The sequence below is a fragment of the Streptosporangium saharense genome, from assembly GCF_014203715.1.
In the GTDB taxonomy this organism is placed as follows: domain Bacteria; phylum Actinomycetota; class Actinomycetes; order Streptosporangiales; family Streptosporangiaceae; genus Streptosporangium; species Streptosporangium saharense.
In genome coordinates, this window is sequence record NZ_JACHJP010000005.1 from 449321 (window position 1) to 467361 (window position 18041).

At 70.1% G+C, this 18041-nt stretch carries 21 protein-coding genes; 15 read left to right on the forward strand and 6 right to left on the reverse strand.

All coding sequences use genetic code 11. The features are described from left to right. Window positions 1-115 precede the first annotated feature (115 nt). From dapE to FHS44_RS25145, 3 genes are all read left to right on the forward strand, one after another. Entirely contained in the window at window positions 116-1189 is a 1074-nt protein-coding gene (gene dapE, locus FHS44_RS25135; protein ID WP_184718767.1) for a succinyl-diaminopimelate desuccinylase, read from the forward strand. A gap of 154 nt (window positions 1190-1343) precedes the next feature. Further along, a complete protein-coding gene (locus FHS44_RS25140; protein ID WP_184718769.1) occupies window positions 1344-2150 on the forward strand; it encodes an LOG family protein in 807 nt (268 codons plus the stop codon). Window positions 2151-2185: 35 nt separating this feature from the next. Next, window positions 2186-2761: an LOG family protein gene (locus tag FHS44_RS25145; protein WP_376771609.1), complete on the forward strand. Its 576-nt coding sequence runs from the start codon at window positions 2186-2188 to the stop codon at window positions 2759-2761. On the opposite strand, the gene FHS44_RS25150 is transcribed toward FHS44_RS25145, so the two are convergent. Continuing rightward, window positions 2738-3037, reverse strand: coding sequence for a hypothetical protein (locus FHS44_RS25150; protein ID WP_184718773.1), 300 nt, complete (start codon window positions 3035-3037; stop codon window positions 2738-2740). The two genes, FHS44_RS25145 and FHS44_RS25150, sit on opposite strands and share 24 nt — an antisense overlap. A 42-nt stretch (window positions 3038-3079) precedes the next feature. Between FHS44_RS25150 and FHS44_RS25155 the strand changes: the two genes are divergently transcribed. The 4 genes from FHS44_RS25155 (at window position 3080) to FHS44_RS25170 (ending at window position 6487) form a co-directional block, all read left to right on the forward strand. Then, on the forward strand, window positions 3080-3760 hold the full coding sequence (locus tag FHS44_RS25155) for a hypothetical protein (protein WP_184718775.1): 681 nt from the start codon (window positions 3080-3082) through the stop codon (window positions 3758-3760). Then, window positions 3757-4302, forward strand: coding sequence for a DNA-3-methyladenine glycosylase I (locus tag FHS44_RS25160; protein ID WP_184718777.1), 546 nt, complete (start codon window positions 3757-3759; stop codon window positions 4300-4302). Before FHS44_RS25155 ends, FHS44_RS25160 begins: the two co-directional genes overlap by 4 nt. 369 nt (window positions 4303-4671) lie before the next feature. Further along, window positions 4672-4839 (forward strand): DUF3117 domain-containing protein, encoded by a 168-nt coding sequence (locus FHS44_RS25165; protein WP_012894793.1) that lies wholly within the window; start codon window positions 4672-4674, stop codon window positions 4837-4839. Window positions 4840-5020: 181 nt separating this feature from the next. Next, window positions 5021-6487: a leucyl aminopeptidase gene (locus FHS44_RS25170; RefSeq protein WP_184718779.1), complete on the forward strand. Its 1467-nt coding sequence runs from the start codon at window positions 5021-5023 to the stop codon at window positions 6485-6487. Here the strand turns inward: FHS44_RS25170 and FHS44_RS25175 are convergent. Further along, window positions 6484-7134, reverse strand: coding sequence for an O-methyltransferase (locus FHS44_RS25175; RefSeq protein ID WP_184718781.1), 651 nt, complete (start codon window positions 7132-7134; stop codon window positions 6484-6486). The two genes, FHS44_RS25170 and FHS44_RS25175, sit on opposite strands and share 4 nt — an antisense overlap. A gap of 171 nt (window positions 7135-7305) precedes the next feature. Here FHS44_RS25175 and sigE point away from each other — a divergent pair, with 171 nt between their 5' ends. From sigE to FHS44_RS25200, 5 genes are all read left to right on the forward strand, one after another. Then, window positions 7306-7938 (forward strand): RNA polymerase sigma factor SigE, encoded by a 633-nt coding sequence (gene sigE / locus FHS44_RS25180; protein ID WP_184718783.1) that lies wholly within the window; start codon window positions 7306-7308, stop codon window positions 7936-7938. A gap of 52 nt (window positions 7939-7990) precedes the next feature. Then, window positions 7991-8521, forward strand: a complete 531-nt coding sequence (locus FHS44_RS25185) for an anti-sigma factor family protein (RefSeq protein WP_184718785.1) — start codon at window positions 7991-7993, stop codon at window positions 8519-8521. Beyond that, a complete protein-coding gene (locus FHS44_RS25190; protein WP_184718787.1) occupies window positions 8518-9543 on the forward strand; it encodes a sigma-E factor regulatory protein RseB domain-containing protein in 1026 nt (341 codons plus the stop codon). The genes FHS44_RS25185 and FHS44_RS25190 overlap by 4 nt, the downstream gene beginning before the upstream one ends. A 96-nt stretch (window positions 9544-9639) precedes the next feature. Continuing rightward, complete coding sequence (locus FHS44_RS25195; protein ID WP_184718789.1) at window positions 9640-11262, forward strand: S1C family serine protease; 1623 nt, start codon at window positions 9640-9642, stop codon at window positions 11260-11262. A 106-nt stretch (window positions 11263-11368) separates the two neighbouring features. Continuing rightward, window positions 11369-11746, forward strand: a complete 378-nt coding sequence (locus FHS44_RS25200; RefSeq protein ID WP_184718791.1) for a sec-independent translocase — start codon at window positions 11369-11371, stop codon at window positions 11744-11746. Between the two features lie 28 nt (window positions 11747-11774). On the opposite strand, the gene FHS44_RS25205 is transcribed toward FHS44_RS25200, so the two are convergent. Beyond that, complete coding sequence (locus FHS44_RS25205) at window positions 11775-12917, reverse strand: Mrp/NBP35 family ATP-binding protein (protein WP_184718793.1); 1143 nt, start codon at window positions 12915-12917, stop codon at window positions 11775-11777. 222 nt (window positions 12918-13139) lie between these two features. Here FHS44_RS25205 and FHS44_RS25210 point away from each other — a divergent pair, with 222 nt between their 5' ends. Further along, window positions 13140-13619 carry a MarR family winged helix-turn-helix transcriptional regulator gene (locus FHS44_RS25210; RefSeq protein WP_184718795.1) on the forward strand — a complete coding sequence of 160 codons (480 nt, stop codon included), beginning with the start codon at window positions 13140-13142 and terminating at the stop codon, window positions 13617-13619. On the opposite strand, the gene FHS44_RS25215 is transcribed toward FHS44_RS25210, so the two are convergent. Then, window positions 13605-14093 (reverse strand): DUF1003 domain-containing protein, encoded by a 489-nt coding sequence (locus FHS44_RS25215; protein ID WP_184718797.1) that lies wholly within the window; start codon window positions 14091-14093, stop codon window positions 13605-13607. The two genes, FHS44_RS25210 and FHS44_RS25215, sit on opposite strands and share 15 nt — an antisense overlap. Continuing rightward, window positions 14086-15327: a magnesium transporter MgtE N-terminal domain-containing protein gene (locus tag FHS44_RS25220; RefSeq protein WP_312863807.1), complete on the reverse strand. Its 1242-nt coding sequence runs from the start codon at window positions 15325-15327 to the stop codon at window positions 14086-14088. The genes FHS44_RS25215 and FHS44_RS25220 overlap by 8 nt, the downstream gene beginning before the upstream one ends. Window positions 15328-15448: 121 nt before the next feature. Here FHS44_RS25220 and FHS44_RS25225 point away from each other — a divergent pair, with 121 nt between their 5' ends. Beyond that, window positions 15449-16387: an EamA family transporter gene (locus tag FHS44_RS25225; protein ID WP_184718799.1), complete on the forward strand. Its 939-nt coding sequence runs from the start codon at window positions 15449-15451 to the stop codon at window positions 16385-16387. A gap of 9 nt (window positions 16388-16396) precedes the next feature. On the opposite strand, the gene FHS44_RS25230 is transcribed toward FHS44_RS25225, so the two are convergent. Next, window positions 16397-16759 (reverse strand): hypothetical protein, encoded by a 363-nt coding sequence (locus tag FHS44_RS25230; RefSeq protein WP_184718801.1) that lies wholly within the window; start codon window positions 16757-16759, stop codon window positions 16397-16399. A 42-nt stretch (window positions 16760-16801) separates the two neighbouring features. On the opposite strand from FHS44_RS25230, the gene FHS44_RS25235 reads away from it, so the two are divergent. Beyond that, complete coding sequence (locus tag FHS44_RS25235) at window positions 16802-17743, forward strand: HpcH/HpaI aldolase/citrate lyase family protein (RefSeq protein WP_184718803.1); 942 nt, start codon at window positions 16802-16804, stop codon at window positions 17741-17743. The last annotated feature ends 298 nt before the right edge of the window (window positions 17744-18041 follow it).

Consider the following 18041-nt stretch of genomic DNA (forward strand, 5'->3'; position numbering starts at 1 on the left):
GACCCCGAAGAGGGTCGTCGCGCTCTGTTATCGTTTCACAGGTTTTGCGAGCGGCACCGCCCTTCGCGACGGCGGACGACCGGGCTCCCGAGCGGCTGAGGATAGGGTCGCGGACATGAGTACGCGTCTGGACCTCACACAGGACGTCGGTGCGCTCACGGCGCGGATCGTGGACATCGAGTCGGTCAGCGGCGACGAGAAGGTCCTGGCGGATGCGGTCGAGGAGGCTCTCCGGGCGCTGCCGTACCTCCGGGTGGACCGTGACGGCGCGTCGGTCGTGGCCAGGACCGGGCTCGGCCGCGGTGAGCGGGTGGTGGTCGCGGGCCACCTCGACACAGTCCCGGTCGCGGACAACCTGCCGAGCCACGTCGAGGACGGCCTGCTGTACGGCTGCGGCACCTCGGACATGAAGGCGGGCGTCGCCGTCGCGCTGAAGCTGGCCGCCACGCTCGCCGAGCCCGTGCGGGACGTCACCTACGTCTTCTACGACTGCGAGGAGATCGAGGCCGAGCGCAACGGGCTGCGCAGGCTCAGCCTCGACCACCCCGACTGGCTCACCGGCGACTTCGCCGTGCTCATGGAGCCGACGGACGGCGAGATCGAGGGCGGCTGCCAGGGCACGCTCAGGGCCGAGATCACCGTGCGGGGCAGGCGGGCGCACAGCGCCAGGTCGTGGCTCGGCGTCAACGCCGTGCACCGCGCCCTGCCGGTGCTGGGGATCCTCGACGCCTACCAGGCGAGGCGGCCGGTCGTCGACGGGCTCGAATACCACGAGGGGCTCAACGCGGTCGCGATCCGCGGCGGCGTCGCGGGCAACGTGATTCCCGACGAGTGCGTGGTGACCGTCAACTACCGCTTCGCCCCCGACCTGTCGCTCGACGCCGCCCAGGAGCACGTGCGCGAGGTCTTCGACGGGTTCGAGGTCCATTTCACCGATCTCGCCCCCGCCGCGCGTCCCGGGCTGACCGACCCGGTCGCCGGGGCCTTCGTCGCCGCGATCGGCGGCACGCCCAGGGCCAAACTCGGCTGGACCGACGTCTCGCTGTTCTCCGGACTGGGCATTCCCGCGGTGAACTACGGTCCCGGTGATCCGAATCTGGCGCACCAGCGCGGGGAGTACGTCTCGCTGGAGAAGATCGCCGACTGCGAGCGCAGGATGCTCACCTGGCTGGGCGCCCGGCACAAATGAAAGTGGCTTTCCTCGCCGGCCATTTGGCGGGGAAAGCCACTTTCAGTCCCGAGCAGCACCCTCGGCAGTTAGACGTGGCTCCCGAGAAATCCGGTTCCCGGTTTTCCCGTAGAATTTTCAAGATTTTTCCGGTAGCGGCGCTAGCGTGTTCGGCATGAAGAAGACACGCCCCGAACGCCGACAGGGACCCGCGGTCGTCCGCGGTGACCTGGTCTCCGAGTCCACCCACGACCAGCGCCTTCTCGACCGCAGGGGCCCCGCCGACTGGCTGCACATGGACCCGTGGCGGGTTCTGCGCATCCAGGCCGAGTTCGTCGAGGGGTTCGGACAACTCGCCGAACTGCCCGAGGCGGTGACCGTCTTCGGGTCCGCGCGCACCCCGCAGGACTCGCCGGACTACAAACTGGGCATCGACATCGGCCGCAGGCTCTCCGAGGCGGGATACGCCGTGATCACCGGGGGCGGCCCCGGCTGCATGGAGGCCGCCAACCGCGGTGCCAGGGAGGCGGGCGGGGTCTCCGTCGGCCTGGGCATCGAGCTCCCCTTCGAACAGCACATGAACGAGTACGTGGACCTCGGCATCGAGTTCCGCTACTTCTTCGTCCGCAAGACCATGTTCGTGAAGTACTCCCGGGGCTTCGTCGCGCTGCCCGGCGGCTTCGGCACGCTGGACGAGCTGTTCGAGGCGCTGACGCTGGTCCAGACGCGCAAGGTCACCTCCTTCCCCGTCGTGCTGCTGGGCACCGAGTTCTGGGGCGGCCTGTACGAGTGGATCAGGACGACCCTCGTGGACACCGGGAAGATCGCTCCGACCGACCTCGACCTCATCCAGGTGACCGACGACGTGGACGAGGCCGTACGGATCATCGTCGAGGCCGACAGGAACCGGGCGAGCAACTCGGGGAACGGGCAGCGGGCCGCCCAGAGCGTCCCGCAGAGCACGGTCGCCGACGCCGAGTAAGGGTTTCCCCTTATGGTTCCGGTGTGTTCATATGTGTGTTCCTGGCATCGCACCAGAAGATCGACAGAAAGTATCTGACGCTGGCGGAGGAGGTTGGGACCGAACTGGCCCGGCGCGGGCACAGCCTGGTCAGCGGGGGCGCGACGGTCTCGTGCATGGGGGCGGTCGCCAGAGCGGTCAGGGCAGGCGGCGGCCGTACGGTCGGGGTGATCCCGCAGGCCCTGAGGGACGTCGAGATCGCCGACACCGACTCGGACGAACTGGTCGTCACCGCCGACATGCGCGAGCGCAAGGGGGTCATGGACGCCCGCTCCGACGCCTTCCTGGTGCTGCCGGGCGGCATCGGGACGCTTGAGGAGCTGTTCGAGATCTGGACCACCAGAACCCTCGGCCACCACGACAGACCGCTGGTGATCCTCGATCCGTGGGGGGTCTACGCGCCGCTGCTGACCCTGGTCGAGGGCCTGCACGCGGAGGGCTTCACCCGGCCCAACGTCTTCGACGCGATCTCCTGGACCACCACGGTCGAGGAGGCGTTCGACCTCCTGGAGAAGCGCACCAGGCACCTGGAGCCGAGCGCCGAGGAGCTAGGCGAGGCCACGGCGGGTTAGCGTCGGGGGACGCCGCCCGGCCAGGGACTCGGTCATCTCGACCGCGAGCCGTACCTGCTCGGGGCGGGTGGTGCGGAACACCCTGGCCCCGGCCCACGCGCAGACGGAGGCGGCCGCCAGCTCGGCGGCCTCCCCGTCGTGCCCCGCGAGATCGGCGGGCGTGACGACGACGGTGCGCCCTGCCCGGACGAACTCCTCGATCTCGGAGACGGATCTCGCCTCGACCCAGGAAGGATCTTCCTGGTCACCGGGGGTGAGCACCCTGAGAGCGGTCATCAGGCAATCCTAGATCAGTGGGAGTTGTGGCACGATTCGTATGTGCTGGTCGTACTCGCCCTCGCCGCCTTAGCCGTCATCGCCGCAGTCGTGGTGGTCGCCATGGGACGGGGTGGCGAACTCGCCAGATTCGCCCCCGACGTCCCGCCACTCGAACTACCGGAGCCGAGACGGCTCGGCGCCGCCGACTTCCTGGCCCTGCAGCTTCCGGTGAGCGTGGTCGGCTACAACACGCAGAGCGTGGACGAGACCCTCAACCGCGTGGTGAAGGCGCTGAGCGAGCGCGACACCAGGATCGCGGTCCTCGAACAGCAGGTCGCCGAACTGCTCGCGGGCAGGCTCCAGACCCGCCACGACGCCGGTACGGCCCCGCCCGTCATGCGCGACTCTCTCGCGGAGGACGCCGCTGAGAGGCCCCAGGAGGATGCGGAGTCCGGGGGTCCCGTGGAAGCCGAGGCCCAGGAGGTGGCGGAGCCCCTGCGGGCCGTACAGCCCCCGGAAGCCGCAGAGCAGGAGGTCGAGGCCAAAGAGCCAGAGACCACCACAGAGGTCAACGAACCAGACAAGCCCACCGATCCTGACCAGCGCGACGAGTCTGATAAATCCGAAGAGTCGGACAAGTCGGAAGAGGCTGTCGAGAGCGCGGACAAGGCCCCAGAGGTCTCAGAGGGTTCGGCGGAGGGTGACCGTACCGAGGTGCGGGGGGTGAAGGAGGTCCGGTGACGGAGCTGACGCGCTGTGGCTGGGTGAGTTCCGCGCCCGAGTACATCGCCTACCACGACGAGGAGTGGGGCCGTCCGCTCACCGGGGACGACCTGGTGTTCGAGCGCCTGGCCCTTGAGGCCTTCCAGTCGGGCCTGTCGTGGATCACGATCCTGCGCAAGCGGGAGAACTTCCGGGCGGCCTTCGACGGTTTCTCCATCCCCACCGTCGCCGCGTACGGCGAGGCCGACGTCGAGCGGCTGCTCGCCGACGCCGGGATCGTCCGCAACCGGGCCAAGATCGAGGCGGTCGTCGCGAACGCGCGGGCCGCGCTCGACGTGAGCCTGTCCGACCTGATCTGGAAGCACGCCGACCCCGGCGCACCCGTGCCGAGGACCCTGGCGGACGTGCCCGCCCAGACGCCCGGGTCGAAGGCCCTGGCCAAGGACCTCAAGGCGAACGGCTTCCGCTTCGTCGGCCCGACCACCGCCTACGCGCTGATGCAGGCCATCGGGCTGGTCAACGACCACCTTGAGGACTGCTGGGTGCGGGGCACCTACTGAAACCCCACCCCCGATGGGTACGGCCCGGCGACCCTTCGATCCCTTCAGGTGATCGTCTCGGTCCGGTAAATTCTCCGCGCCGCCACGCGAGCCCGTCCCGCCCGTTTCCGGCCCGGTTCGTAGCCTGCCACCTCGTCGGCCTGGTCAGGGAAGTGAGGGGCTTTCACGGGCTCGGACGGCCCGGACGTCCGCGAGGCCGTCCCCCAGCCGGGAAGACGGTCTTGATTGCCCGATGAGTCGATGCTGGGACTGATCGTTCCCATTCCGAGCGCGGAGACGGGATAATAGGACATCACAGAAGACGTGAATGCGTCGGCCACCCTCGGGTCAGTCGGAGATCCGGAGCCCGAAGCAGGAAGGGATACACGCATGGCGGCTATGAAGCCGAGGACCGGTGATGGTCCGCTGGAGGTCGTCAAGGAAGGCAGGGGCATCGTCATGCGGGTTCCCCTTGAGGGTGGCGGCCGGCTCGTCGTCGAGCTCTCTGCGGACGAGGCCAGCGCCCTTGGCGAGGAGTTGAAGAAGGTCGTCGTCTGATCCCGGCCTGAGACCAGCGGTGACGCCGGGCCCCGACTCGATCTCGAACTCGTTCGCGGAGCACGACAGCCACTGCGGCCCGCGCACCCCCGATCGACGAACACGGCCCTGGCCACCGGACCGCCGGAGCGCGGCTCGTGCCAGGGCCGCGGTGTCCCCCGGCTGATGACTGGAGTTCCACATGCCCATCTCTCCGTACACCCTGCTCACCGGCACCCCCTCGGCTTCCGGGGCCGCCGTCCCGGCGGGGGAGTCGCCGCTCGGGGAGGCGGGGCTGCTCGCCGTACCCTTCTCCGCCGACCACGCGCCGGACGTCGAGCTGCCGCTGCCCGCCGAGGCCCTGCTGGCGCACTACGAGGCCAAGGGCGAGGCGGGTGAGGTCGTCGAGGTCCCGGTGGCCAACGGCGACGGGGTCGGCAGGGTGCTGCTCTACGGCGTCGGCGACGGCTCGGCGGGCGCGCTGCGCAAGGCCGGTGCCGCGGCGGTACGGCGGGGCAGGGGCAGGTCCTCCGTCAGGGTCGTGCTTCCCGAGGGGCCGGTGGCCGCGTTCGTCGAGGGCGCGCTGCTGGCCACCTACACCTTCAGGATCGGCGAGCCCAGGGCCACTCCCGCGGCCCTTGTCGAGTTCGTCGGAGGCGGAGAGGGCGTCGAGGCGGAGGTCACCAGGGGAGCGGTGGTCGCAGAGGCCGTGTCCTTCGCCAGGGACCTGGCCAACACCCCCGCCTCCGTCAAGACGCCGCAGTGGCTCGCCGAGCGCGCCGCCGAGCGGGCGGAGGCGGCGGGAGGCGCCGTCGGCGTGAAGGTGTGGGACGAGCACGCCCTGCGCGAGGAGGGCTTCGGCGGCATCCTGGCGGTCGGCCAGGGCTCGGTGAGCCCGCCGCGCCTGGTCCAGCTCTCCTACGCCCCGGAAGGCGCGACCAGGCACGTGGTCCTGGTCGGCAAGGGCATCACCTTCGACACCGGCGGCCTGTCCCTCAAGCCGACCGACAACATGAAGTTCATGAAGACCGACATGGCGGGCGCGGCCACCGTCATCGCGGCCGTCGGCGCGCTCGCCACGCTGGGCGCCCAGGTGCGGGTCACCGCCCTGGTCGCCGCCGCGGAGAACGCCTTCTCCGGTACGGCACAGCGCCCCTCCGACGTGATCACCCAGTACGGCGGGCGGACCGTCGAGGTGCTCAACACCGACGCGGAGGGCCGTCTGGTGATGGCCGACGCGCTGGCCTACGCCGACGCCGAGCTCGACCCGGACGCCATGGTCGACGTCGCCACGCTCACCGGCGCGATCAGCGTCGCCCTGGGCAAGGACGTGGGGGCCGTGTTCGCCTCGGACGACGCCCTGGCGGCCGAGCTGACCGAGGCGGGCACCCAGGCGGGGGAGCGGCTGTGGCGGATGCCGCTCATCGAGGACTACCTTCCCGCGCTCGACTCGGGCGTGGCAGACCTGGCCAACATCGAGGCCGGATCGACCTACGGCGCCGGTTCCATCACGGCGGCGCTGTTCCTGCGCGAGTTCACCGGCAAGCGGCCGTGGGCGCATCTGGACATCGCGGGTGTCGGCAGGAGCACCGCGGACGAGGGCTATCTCAGCAAGGGCGCGACCGGCTACGGCGTGCGCCTGCTGCTCGACTGGCTGACCGGTAACTAGGGGTTGAGCTTGACGGCGGCCAGGACGCCGTCGCCGAGCGGGATCATCAGGGGCCGCAGCCGTTCGTCACCGCGGACCAGCTTGCCCAACTCCCGCAGGGCGACGGTGTCCGGGTCACGCCGGGTGGGGTCGGTGGCCCTGTGCTGCCACAGCGCGCTGTCGAAGACCACGATGCCGCCGACGCGCAGCAGACGGACCGCCTCGGACAGATAGTCGGCGTACTCGTGCTTGGCGCCGTCACAGAAGACCAGGTCGTAACCGCCGTCGGAAAGACGCGGCAGCACGTCCAGGGCCCGTCCCGTGATGAGGCGGGTCCTGCCACCGGGGAAGCCCGCCTGGGCGAAGCTCTGCCGGGCGAGACGCTGGTGCTCGGGTTCGACGTCCACGCTGGTCAGGGTGCCGTCCTGGCGCATGCCACGCAGCAGCCACAGCCCGGAGACCCCGCATCCCGTGCCGACCTCCACGACGGCCTTGGCGTTGATGGCCGTGGCGAGGAAACAGAGCGCGGCGCCGGTGCCGGGCGGGATCGGGGCGACCCCCACCTCCGCGGCGCGCCGTCGCGCGTCCCAGAGGATCTCGTCCTCCGTGTGGAATTCCTCGGCATAGGCCAGAGCGGCCTCCAACGGACTTGTCGGCGTCTCTGCCATCGGCCTCTCCTCCCGCTTTCTCCGTACAGAGTCATATAGGAACTGGGTCGCAGCCTAGGGGAGCCAGGCCCGATCGGGAACTCATGTCACGCCCGGTGCGTTGCACGGTTTAAGCGGCCTTTGCCGGTCCTGAGGGTAGTCAGTGCGCACGAAGGGACGAAACCAGGCACTATGGCGATAGCGGTGGTCCCGGAGAGAGGAGTGCTGGTGGACGAGTTCGACCACCAGACGGATGCTCCCGTGTCTGAATGGACACCTCCCACCTGGGAGGAGGTGGTCCGGACTCATTCGGCGCGTGTCTACAGGCTGGCCTATCGGCTGACCGGTAACGTTCACGACGCCGAGGACCTCACACAGGAGGTCTTCGTCCGGGTCTTCCGGTCCCTGTCGAACTACACTCCGGGCACTTTCGAGGGCTGGCTGCACCGCATCACCACCAACCTGTTTCTCGACATGGCGCGGCGCAAGCAGCGCATCAGGTTCGAAGGTCTTGCGGACGACGCCGCGGAGCGGCTGCGTGGCCGTGAGCCGTCCCCCGCCCAGGTGTACGACGACACCCATCTCGAACCCGACATCCAGGCGGCACTCGACGCGCTCGCGCCCGAGTTCCGCGCGGCCGTCGTTCTGTGTGACATCGAGGGGCTGTCCTACGAGGAGATCGCCGCGACGCTCGGCGTGAAGCTCGGCACGGTCCGCAGCCGTATCCACCGTGGCCGGGCTCAACTGCGTGACGCGCTGGAACACCGCGCGCCCCGCGGAGATCAACTCCCCCCGACCATCACCCGCGGGGAGGAACTCGCATGAGAAGCCGCAGACATGACGAATGTCACGACGCGCCGCTTGGCAAGGAGTGGTCATGAGTCATCTTGGAGAACGCGTTTCCGCGCTGGTCGACGGTGAGCTGAACCACCACGAACGCGACCGCGCGCTGTCCCACCTCGCCTTCTGCGCCTCCTGCAGGGCCGAGGTCGAGGCCATGCGGGCGCTGAAGAGCCGCCTGCGGTCACTCGACGGACCCGCCATGCCCGCCGACCTGACCATGTCGCTGCTGCGGATGGCCGACCCCGGCGACCCGCTGCCGCCGCGTGAGCGGCCCTTCCCGAGCGGTTCGCGGACCTTCGGCGGGGCGCCGATCCCGGGCATGCACAGCGTCGCGCCGCCGGACAACCGGCCGCGCGGGCGGGCCGCTACGACGCGCCGCAGCCGCAGGGTCGGCTATGTCGCGGTCGGCGTCGCCTCGGCCGCGGTCGCCATCGGCACGCTGTTCGTCGTCGGCGGTCCCGACCCCGGCCCGCGGGTGCCGCCGGTCGACATGTTCGCCAACCAGCACAGGAACACCGTTCCCTACGGCGGTACGGCGACGCCGACCTTCTCGCCCACTCCGTGATCCGGCTGCCCGCCTTCCTGGCCGTGGTGATCGCCATGGTGCTGGGTCTGGTGGCGGGCAGCCCGGCGCGAGCCGTACAGCAGGGTGTGCAGCAGGGGGAGCAGGACAACGAGGACACGGGTCTGCGGCTGCTGCGTGAGGCGGCGGCCGCGGCCAGGGGACGCGGATACGCGGGCACCCAGTACGTCACGACCTGGGGCCGTTCCGGCTCCTTCTCCTCGGTGGTCGAGGTCCACAACGTCCCGGGCCGGGGCCTTTCCGTGCGCTCACGGCCTTCGGGTACGGCGGGCTGGGTCGATCCCGGGGCTCCCGCGGGGAGCATGACCGCCCCCTCGGAGACGATGCTTGAGGTGCTGGCCCGCAACTACCGGGTGGTCGAGGCGGGCAGGACCAGCACCGGGGGCCGTGCCGCCCGCCTGGTGAACGTCCTGCGCGCCGACGGCACCCTCGCGGCGCGTTACTGGCTGGACGAGGCGGGGGGCCTGGCGCTGCGCCGTGAGCTGTTCGACGGCCACGGCAGGACCGTCCACGTGGGCGGTTTCCTCGACCTGACCCTCGACCCGGCGCGCGGGGGCGCCGTCGCCGTGCCGACGCCGGGTGGCGTCGATCTGGGCGAGGTGCCCGCCCTCATGGACCTGGGATGGCGTTTCCCCACCGAGCTTCCCGGCCGTCTTGAGCTGTTCGCCGCGCACACGGAGCCTGCCGGATACTTGTATCTGGGGTATTCGGATGGCTTGTCGGTCGTGTCAGTTTTTGTGGACTCTGGTGTGCTTGACGGGGAAAAGCTCCGGGGATGGCATGCTCAGCGACGTGACGGGCATACGATCTGGATGCGGAACTCAGCCGAGCAGGGGACGATCTGGGCAAGTGGGGACCATGTCTACACCGTCTTCGCGGACGCTCCGGCCGACACGGTCGACGCCGCTGTGGCGGCGCTGCCCCACGAACCCGCCCCGAACCTGTGGAACCGGCTGGGCAGAGGAGCCCACCGCCTGCTTTCCTGGGTCAATCCCTTCGGATAGGGCGCGTTTTACGTCTCTCGTATGCCGTTCAGGGGAAGATTGCCGGGTACCCCCCGGTGAGTGGCCTCATGCGAGGCGAGGAGTGGTGAACATTCGATGACCGACGAGAACCGTGGCCACGAGGCGGACGACGCCGAGGGGCGTACGCCGTCGGGGCAGCCCGACGGCAGAGGCGGTGCCGGCGCGACCTCGGAGTTCTCCAGGCCGGAGTTCCTGCCCGCCGGACAGCCGCCTCCTCCGCCCGTGGACCGATCCCACGCTCCTTCCCACGGCCCCCAGGGGTACGGCGAGGGCTGGAGCCAGCTCGGTGAGCCTCCCGGCCGTGCCCGCTGGGGCGGCCAGGAGCAGGAGGGGCCCGGATACGAGGACTGGACCGGGCGTCAGGCCCCGCCGCCCGCGAGCGGCTGGGGAGACCCTTCGGGCAGGACCCACCGCGACACGGCGATCTTCGCCACCCCGGGAGGCCTTCCCGGCAACCAGCCGCCCCCGCCCTCGCGGGCACAGGGCCTCGGCCCCGGCTGGGCGCCGCCGCCCGTCCCCGGTGGGCCGGGGCCGTACGACGGGACCTTCGGGGGCCGGGCCGTCACCGAGCGGCGTGGGCCGCGCACCGGCACGCTGGCCGTACTGGCCGTGCTGATCGCGCTGCTGGCCTCCGCGGCGGGCAGCTTCGGCACCTACCTGCTCACCCGTCCCGGCAACTCCGACCTCGACCCGTCCTACCGGCTGGGGACGGCGCCGAGCGGCTCCAACTCCAGGGCTCCCGAGTCGATCGCGGGGGTGGCCTCCAAGGTGCTGCCGAGCGTGGTCTCGCTCTCGGTCAACGCGGGCACGAGTTCGAGCACCGGCTCCGGCTTCCTGATCAAGGGCGGCTACATCGTGACCAACAACCACGTGGTCGCCGGGGCCGAGCCGAACAACAGCCAGATCCAGATCCAGTTCAGCAACCGCAAGTCGACCTCCGCCCACGTCGTGGGCCGCGACCCGGAGTCCGACCTCGCCGTGGTCAAGCCCGACGAGACCTTCGGCGCCCCGGAGATCGCCCTCGGCAACTCCGACAACGTGGTCGTCGGTGACCCGGTCGTCGCCATCGGCTCCCCGCTCGGCCTGACCGGAACCGTCACCTCGGGCATCGTCAGCGCCCTCAACCGTCCCGTCCAGGCCGGTGAGGAGAACAGCACCGACACGACCTGGCTGAGCGCCATCCAGACCGACGCCGCCATCAACCCCGGCAACTCGGGCGGCCCGCTGGTCAACGCGGCGGGCGAGGTGATCGGCGTCAACTCGGCCATCGCCACCCTCGGCAGGTCGCTCGGCGGTCAGAGCGGCAGCATCGGCCTCGGCTTCGCCATCCCGGTCAACCACGCCCGCAGGGTCGCCGAGGAGCTGATCACCACCGGCAGCGCGAAGAAGTCGCGGATCGGCATCACCATCGACCAGTCCTACCAGGGCACGGGCGTCCGCATCGACACCGAGGTCAGGAGCGGCACCCAGCCCATCGAGCCCAAGGGCCCCGCCGACAACGCCGGTCTCAAGCCCGGGGACATCATCGTCGAGATCAACGGCACCGTCCTGCAGGACGGCTACGAACTGATCGCGCTGATCCGCAACAAGGCGCCGGGAGAGAAGCTGACTGTGAAGTTCCAGCGTGGCGGCCAGGAGAAGACGACAGTTGTGACCATCGGTGCCGCGTCCCCGCAGCCCACGCCCAGTCCCTCATGATCGGTGGAGGGGCTGGTGCGGTCACGAGTCGGGGGCATTAGTCTGGAAAAGGCTCCGGGCGTGTGCCCGGAGCGCCGCCTCGGTGTCATCCCGCTAGGAGATCACGGTGTTCGGACTCGGCTGGCCTGAGATCGTGGCGCTTGTGGTCATCGCGCTCCTCGTCTTCGGGCCGGAGAAACTGCCCCAGGCGGCCGCGCAGGCGGGCAAGACGCTGCGTTCCCTGCGGCAGATGGCCAACAACGCCAAACAGGACCTGCAGGCCGGTCTCGGGCCGGAGTTCGCCAACTTCGACCCGACCGACCTGAACCCGAAGAACTTCGTCCGCAAGCACCTCACGGGTGACCTGGAGGACGAGTGGCGCAGCGTCACGGCGAGCGTCGCCGGAGGGGCCGCCGTCTCAAGCCGCGCGGGCACCGACCTGCTCGACGACTTCGACGAGCTGGGGTACGGCGAGCTCCCGCCCTACGACTCCGAGGCCACCTGACCTTCGGGACGCCCGCCGTACACTCCGCTCAGCGGCCCCTGGTCGGGGAGATGCCGAGCTGCATGCCCTTGAGGCTGTTGGACCTCCTGCTCAGGCCCGAGGCGATCCGGATCAGCTCCGCGGCGGCCGGGGCGTCGGGATCGGTGAGCACGAGGGGCTTGCCCTCGTCGCCGCCCTCACGCAGCCGCATGTCGATCGGCACCTGGCCGAGCAGCGGAACCCGGGCGCCGAGGGTGCGGGTGAGCGCGTCGGCGACCGTCTGGCCACCGCCCTCGCCGAAGACGGCGATCCGCTCGTCACAGTGCGGGCAGGGCAGCCAGGCCATGTTCTCGATGACGCCCGCGATCTGCTGGTGGGTCTGCACGGCGATCGAACCCGCGCGCTCGGCCACCTCGGCGGCTGCCTGCTGCGGCGTCGTCACCACGAGGATCTCGGCCGTCGGCATCCGCTGCGCCACCGAGATCGCGATGTCACCGGTGCCGGGGGGCAGGTCCATCAGCAGCACGTCGAGGTCGCCCCAGAAGACGTCGGCGAGGAACTGGTGCAGCGCCCTGTCCAGCATCGGGCCACGCCACACCACCGGGGTGTTGCCGTCCGGCTTGAACATGCCGACCGAGATGACCTTGATGTCATGCGCGACCGGCGGCATGATCATGTCTTCGACCTTGGTCGGACGCTCGGAGACACCGAGCATCCGGGGCACGCTGTGGCCGTAGATGTCGGCGTCCACGACGCCGACCTTCAGCCCGCTCGCGGCCATCGCGGCGGCGAGGTTGACGGTCACCGACGACTTGCCGACGCCGCCCTTGCCCGAGGCCACCGCGAACACCCGGGTCAGCGAACCGGCCTGGGCGAAGGGAATCTCCTTCTCCGGCCCCTTGTTGCCGCGCAGTTTCGTCTGGAGCGCCTTGCGTTGCTCGGTGCTCATGACGTCCATCTCGACCTGGACGCCCGTCACCCCTTCGACCTTGGAGACGGCGGTGGTGACATCGCGCGTGATGGTGTCACGCATGGGACAGCCGGACACGGTGAGGTAGATCCCGACGCGCACCACCCCCTCGGGGGAGATGTCGACGCTCTTGACCATGTCCAGATCGGTGATCGGCCGACGGATCTCAGGGTCGTTGACGGTCGCCAGCGCGGCCGTGACCAGTTCCGGGGTAGGTGCCATCGAAGTGTCGGCAACGGGCGTCGCGATGAGGCGGCGGGGCTGCCGTCCCTCCTTGTCTATTGTCGTCCAGGCGTTTCACGGACAGTTCGTGCCGCTCCCGGCTGGGAGCGGAAGGAGTCACGGACCCATGGTATGAACCCGGGGTCGACGCGGAGAATTCCGGGCTCCCGCACCCGGGTGATCCCCTATGTAGGTGCGCGTGCAACAGTCTAAGGTTACTCCGTGACCGTTACGGCGGACGAGTCGGAAGAGTCCGTCAGCTCGGAGGAGCTGGCGGTCTGGAGGGCGTTGCAACGCGTCCAGGCCCGTGTCACCCGGGCTCTTGAGGCCGATCTGCTCGTCGGTCACGACCTCGCCCTGGCCTCCTACGACGTGCTTTCTCATCTGGCGGAGACGCCGGAGGGCCGGCTGCGCATGAACGACCTGGCCGAACGGGTCCTGCTCTCCCGCAGCGGCCTGACCCGCCTGATCGACCGCCTCCAGCGTGACGGCCTGGTCGAGCGCGAGGCCTGCCCCAGCGACGCCCGCGGCCTGTTCGCGGTCCTCACCGAGGCCGGTGCCGTACGGCTCACGCAGGCCCGTCCCACCTACCTGCGCGGCATCCGCACCCAGCTCCTCGACACCCTGGGCCCCGAGGAGCTCCGCCGCTGCGCCTCGACCCTGAACAGGCTCTTCCCCGGGGACGACTCAGGGGGCGTCTGAGGGTTCCGGGGACTGGGGCTGCTGGAGGTCTTCCAGGAGGCGTTGCAGTTCGGAGCGGACGTAGTCTCGGGTGGCCACGTCGCCCAGGGCTATCCGCAGGGCCGCGATCTCCCGGGTCAGGTATTCCAGGTCGGCCTGGGTGCGTTCCGCGGCGGCGCGGTCGATGTCGGTCTGGATGCGGTCCCGGTCGTCCTGGCGGTTCTGGGCGAGCAGGATCAGCGGCGCCGCGTAGGACGCCTGGAGCGACAGCATCAGCGTGAGGAAGATGAACGGGTAGGGGTCGAACTTCCCCTCGCCGGGGAAGAGGGCGTTCCACACCACCCAGACCGCGACGAAGACGGTCATGTAGACGAGGAACCTGGCGGTGCCGAGGAAGCGCGCGATGCGCTCGGACAGCTGCCCGAAGGCCTCGGGGTCGTAGTGCGGGCGCAGGCGAAGGCCCCGCTGTCTCGGCTGGTCGAGACGGTCAACCATGTTCGGCTCCTGGTTCGTGGTCCCGCTCCCGCCAGTCCTCGGGCAGCAGGTGGTCGAGAACGTCGTCCACGGTGACGGCGCCGACCAGGCGGCCGAGCTCGTCCACCACGGGTACCGCCATCAGGTTGTAGGTGGCCATGTAGGAGGCCACCTGGTTGAGGGTGAACTCGGGTCTGATCGGGTCGAGCGAGCTGTCCACGACCCCGCCGAGCAGCGTCGAGGGGGGCTCGCGCAGCAGCCGTTGGAAGTGGGCCAGCCCGAGGAAGCGGCCGGTCGGGGTCTCGATGGGCGGCCTGGCCACGTAGACCTGCGCGGCCACGGAGGGCGTGACCTCCCGCTGGCGGATGTGGGCGAGCGCCTCGGCGACGGTAGCGCTCGGCGGCAGGACCACGGGCTCGCTGGTCATCATGCCGCCCGCGGTGTCCTCCGGGTAGACCAGCAGCCGCCGGATGGGCGCGACCTCCTCGGGCTCCATCAGCGCCATCAGCGCCTCGGCCTGTTCCGGGGGGAGGTCCTGGAGCAGGTCGGCCGCGTCGTCGGGGTCCATCTCCTCAAGGACGTCCGCGGCGCGGCGGGGGGTGAGCCTGCCCAGGATGCCGATCTGGTCGCGTTCCGGGAGCTCTTCGAGCACGTCGGCGAGCCGTACGTCGTCGAGGGCGGCGGCGACCTCGGTGCGGCGTTTGGCGGGCAGCTCGTGCAGGGCGCTGGCCAGGTCAGCGGCGCGCATCGTCTCGAAGGCGACAAGCAGACCGGCCGCGCCCTGGTCCTTCTGCACGGCGTTGAAGCCGCTGACCTCGGACCAGTCGACGATCCTGGCCGGGCCGCGCCGCCGCAGGCCGAGTCCCTGGCTCATTTTGACGACCGCGACCTTGGTGACGAGCCACTCGGCGCGTCTGGTCTGCTCCATGGCCAGGTCCAGGACGGTCACGCGCTCGCCCTCGACCTGCACCTCCAGGTCGAGCATCTGGCCGATGACCAGGGTCTCGGTTGCCCGCTGTTCGAAGCGCCGCATGTTGATCTGGCCGCTGAAGACGACGGAGCCCGCCTCGATGCCGCGAACCCTGGTGATGGGCAGGAAGACCCGCCGTCTCGGCTGCACCTCGACGACCAGGCCGTGCACGCGTGGGGGAGTGGAGCCCGCGAACGCCACCACGACGTCCCTCACTCGCCCGATCTGGTCCCCCGCCGGGTCGAAGACCGGGGTTCCCGCGAGTCGCGCGATGAAGATCTTCACATCTGCAGGGTAGGTCGCCTTCCCGCCGCGGGGGTTCAAGGCTCGCTCACATTTCGGGCGTCCCCTTGCTGTTCGGACTCTCGACGTGTCAGCATCAAACTATGCGAACGGTAGTTACATCATGAGGCGCGGCGGCCTGCTGATCGCTTTCGCGTCGTCCTGGTGCTTCGCGTTCTCCGGACCGATGGCCAAATATCTCGGCGCGGCCGGACTGACCCCGCTTGAGGCCGTCTGGGTGCGGATGGCCGGGGCGGGGCTGCTGCTCATGGGCATCCTGGCGCTCGTACGGCCCGCCGCGCTGCGCATCCCGCGCTCCCGGCTCCCGCTCTTCGTGGCCTACGCGATCGTCGCGGTCGCCGGGGTGCAGGCGCTGTACTTCGCGGCGATCACCAGGCTGCCGGTCGGCGTCACCCTGCTCATCGAGTACACCGCGCCGGTGCTGGTCGTGCTCTGGGTGCGTTTCGTCCGTCGTGTACGGCTGCCGCGCGCGGCCTTCGTCGGTGCCGTGGTCGCGGTCGTCGGCCTCGGCATCGTGGTCGAGGTGTGGTCGGGCCTCGCCCTCGACCCGGTCGGGCTGCTGCTCGCCTTCGGCGCCGCGGCCTGCTGCACGGGCTACTTCCTGCTCAGCGACGGCTTCGGCGGGGACATCGACCCGCTCGGCCTGATCGCCTGGGGCCTGGTCGGCGCCACGATCGTGCTCGTGCCGGTCTCCCAGCCGTGGAATATCCGGTGGCAGGCCTTCGGCCAGGTCGTCGCCCCCGCAGGAAGCCACCCGCTGCCCGTGCTGGCCGCGGCGCTGTGGATGATCCTCGTCGCGACCGTCGCCGCCTACATCCTCGGCGTCACCGCGGTGCGCCGCCTGTCGGCCGCCGTCGGCTCGACGGTCGCCTCGCTTGAGGTCATCGTGGGGGCGATCATCGCCTGGGTGCTCGTCGGCGAGGCGCTCGGCCCCTTCCAGATCGTCGGCGGCCTCATCGTCCTGGTCGGCGCCTACCTGGCCCAGCGCGCCACCTCCGCCCTGCCCGCCCCCGTCGAGGCGGAACCGGTCGGGGTCGGCTAGCCGTACGGCTCAGGCGGGCTCCTGGGGCGTCAGCCGTACGACCGTGGAGTCGGTGGCCCAGCGGGCGGTCAGGTTGGCCGCGTCGGGGGCATTGAGCCGCTCCTTGGCGAGCGCGGCGACCGCCTCGGGGGAGGCGGCCTGGTCCACCACCTCGACGGCGGCCTCGAAGACGACAAGCCGCGCCCCGTTGTCCTTGCTCCTGAGCGTCACCCGGACCCGCTCCGCCTCGGTCAGGTGGGGTAGGTCCTGCTCGCCGCCGCCGGTGACGAGATAGATCGCGCCGTCGTGCCACACGTGCCAGGCGAGCCGCTGCCGGTCCAGGGACAGCCACAGGATCCCGGACTTCCTGGCGCCCTCCTCGATCACTCCCATGGCACGAATGTACGGCCTGGCGGCTGCCGCTACCGTTGGGCCATGCGTTCGCGACGTTCGTGCCTGGCGGTGCCCGGCAGCAATCCTCGCTTCCTGGAGAAGGCCCAGGGACTGCCCGCCGACGAGGTCTTCCTCGACCTTGAGGACTCCGTGGCGCCGTCGGCGAAGGAGGGCGCGCGCAAGAACGTCGTGGCGGCCCTGCGCGAGGGCGACTGGTCGGGCAGGACCCGGGTGGTGCGGGTCAACGACCTGGGCACGCAGTGGACCTACCGGGACGTCATCGAGGTCGTCGAGGGCGCCGGGGAGTTCCTCGACTGCCTGATGCTGCCCAAGGTCGAGGACCCGGCCCAGGTGGTCTGGCTGGACACGCTGCTGACCCAGATCGAGAAGGCCAACGGCCTGCCGGTCGGCGGGATCGGCGTCGAGGCCCAGATCGAGAGCGCCAGGGGCCTGGTCAACGTGGACGCCATCGGCGGCGCGTCCGGACGGCTGGAGACGCTGGTCTTCGGGCCCGCCGACTTCATGGCCTCGATCAACATGCGGACGCTGGTGGTGGGGGAGCAGCCTCCCGGCTACACCGAGGGCGACGCCTACCACTACATCCTGATGCGCATCCTGATGGCCGCCCGCACGCACGGCCTGCAGGCCATCGACGGGCCCTATCTGGCGATCAGGGACCTGGACGGCTTCCGCAGGGTCGCGGGGCGCTCCGCGGCCCTCGGGTTCGACGGCAAGTGGGTGCTGCACCCCACGCAGATCGAGGCGGCCAACGAGGTGTTCTCGCCGTCCCAGGAGGACTACGAGCGGGCCGAGCTGATCCTCGACGCCTACGAGTACCACACGACGGTCGAGGGACGCGGCGCGGTCATGCTCGGTGACGAGATGATCGACGAGGCGTCCCGCAAGATGGCGTTGGTCGTGACGGCCAAGGGGAGGGCGGCGGGGATGTCCCGCACCACGGCCTTCACCCCACCGGCTTCCTGATTCGTACAGCGCCGGTTTTTCCCGTCAGGAAATATCGGAATTAAAGCCGCACGCGGTGATAATTCCGGCGCCGCACCGATAAATCTGACTAGAGAGGTCTCGTCATTGGGGCTTCGGCGTGTTGCTCTTGATGTGCACGGCTGGAGTCCCCGCCGCCCCACGGAGGTGATCGTTTCCGCGGAACGGGGTAGTAGTAAGGTCTCGTGCGCTTCGCCTCGCCGTACGGCGGTGCGACGGAGCGTCACGGAGACGAATGGAACGGTCCGGAGTGCCGACCCCGGACTGGACGGGCTTCCTG

What these genes read in the sequence shown, in the direction of transcription:
- dapE (WP_184718767.1), top strand. Translation starts at nt 116, where the DNA reads ATGAGTACGCGTCTGGACCTCACACAGGACGTCGGTGCGCTCACGGCG.
- FHS44_RS25140 (WP_184718769.1), top strand. Translation starts at nt 1,344, where the DNA reads ATGAAGAAGACACGCCCCGAACGCCGACAGGGACCCGCGGTCGTCCGC.
- FHS44_RS25150 (WP_184718773.1), bottom strand. Translation starts at nt 3,037, where the DNA reads ATGACCGCTCTCAGGGTGCTCACCCCCGGTGACCAGGAAGATCCTTCC.
- FHS44_RS25165 (WP_012894793.1), top strand. Translation starts at nt 4,672, where the DNA reads ATGGCGGCTATGAAGCCGAGGACCGGTGATGGTCCGCTGGAGGTCGTC.
- FHS44_RS25170 (WP_184718779.1), top strand. Translation starts at nt 5,021, where the DNA reads ATGCCCATCTCTCCGTACACCCTGCTCACCGGCACCCCCTCGGCTTCC.
- FHS44_RS25175 (WP_184718781.1), bottom strand. Translation starts at nt 7,134, where the DNA reads ATGGCAGAGACGCCGACAAGTCCGTTGGAGGCCGCTCTGGCCTATGCC.
- sigE (WP_184718783.1), top strand. Translation starts at nt 7,306, where the DNA reads ATGGCGATAGCGGTGGTCCCGGAGAGAGGAGTGCTGGTGGACGAGTTC.
- FHS44_RS25185 (WP_184718785.1), top strand. Translation starts at nt 7,991, where the DNA reads ATGAGTCATCTTGGAGAACGCGTTTCCGCGCTGGTCGACGGTGAGCTG.
- FHS44_RS25195 (WP_184718789.1), top strand. Translation starts at nt 9,640, where the DNA reads ATGACCGACGAGAACCGTGGCCACGAGGCGGACGACGCCGAGGGGCGT.
- FHS44_RS25205 (WP_184718793.1), bottom strand. Translation starts at nt 12,917, where the DNA reads ATGGCACCTACCCCGGAACTGGTCACGGCCGCGCTGGCGACCGTCAAC.
- FHS44_RS25215 (WP_184718797.1), bottom strand. Translation starts at nt 14,093, where the DNA reads ATGGTTGACCGTCTCGACCAGCCGAGACAGCGGGGCCTTCGCCTGCGC.
- FHS44_RS25225 (WP_184718799.1), top strand. Translation starts at nt 15,449, where the DNA reads ATGAGGCGCGGCGGCCTGCTGATCGCTTTCGCGTCGTCCTGGTGCTTC.
- FHS44_RS25230 (WP_184718801.1), bottom strand. Translation starts at nt 16,759, where the DNA reads ATGGGAGTGATCGAGGAGGGCGCCAGGAAGTCCGGGATCCTGTGGCTG.
- FHS44_RS25235 (WP_184718803.1), top strand. Translation starts at nt 16,802, where the DNA reads ATGCGTTCGCGACGTTCGTGCCTGGCGGTGCCCGGCAGCAATCCTCGC.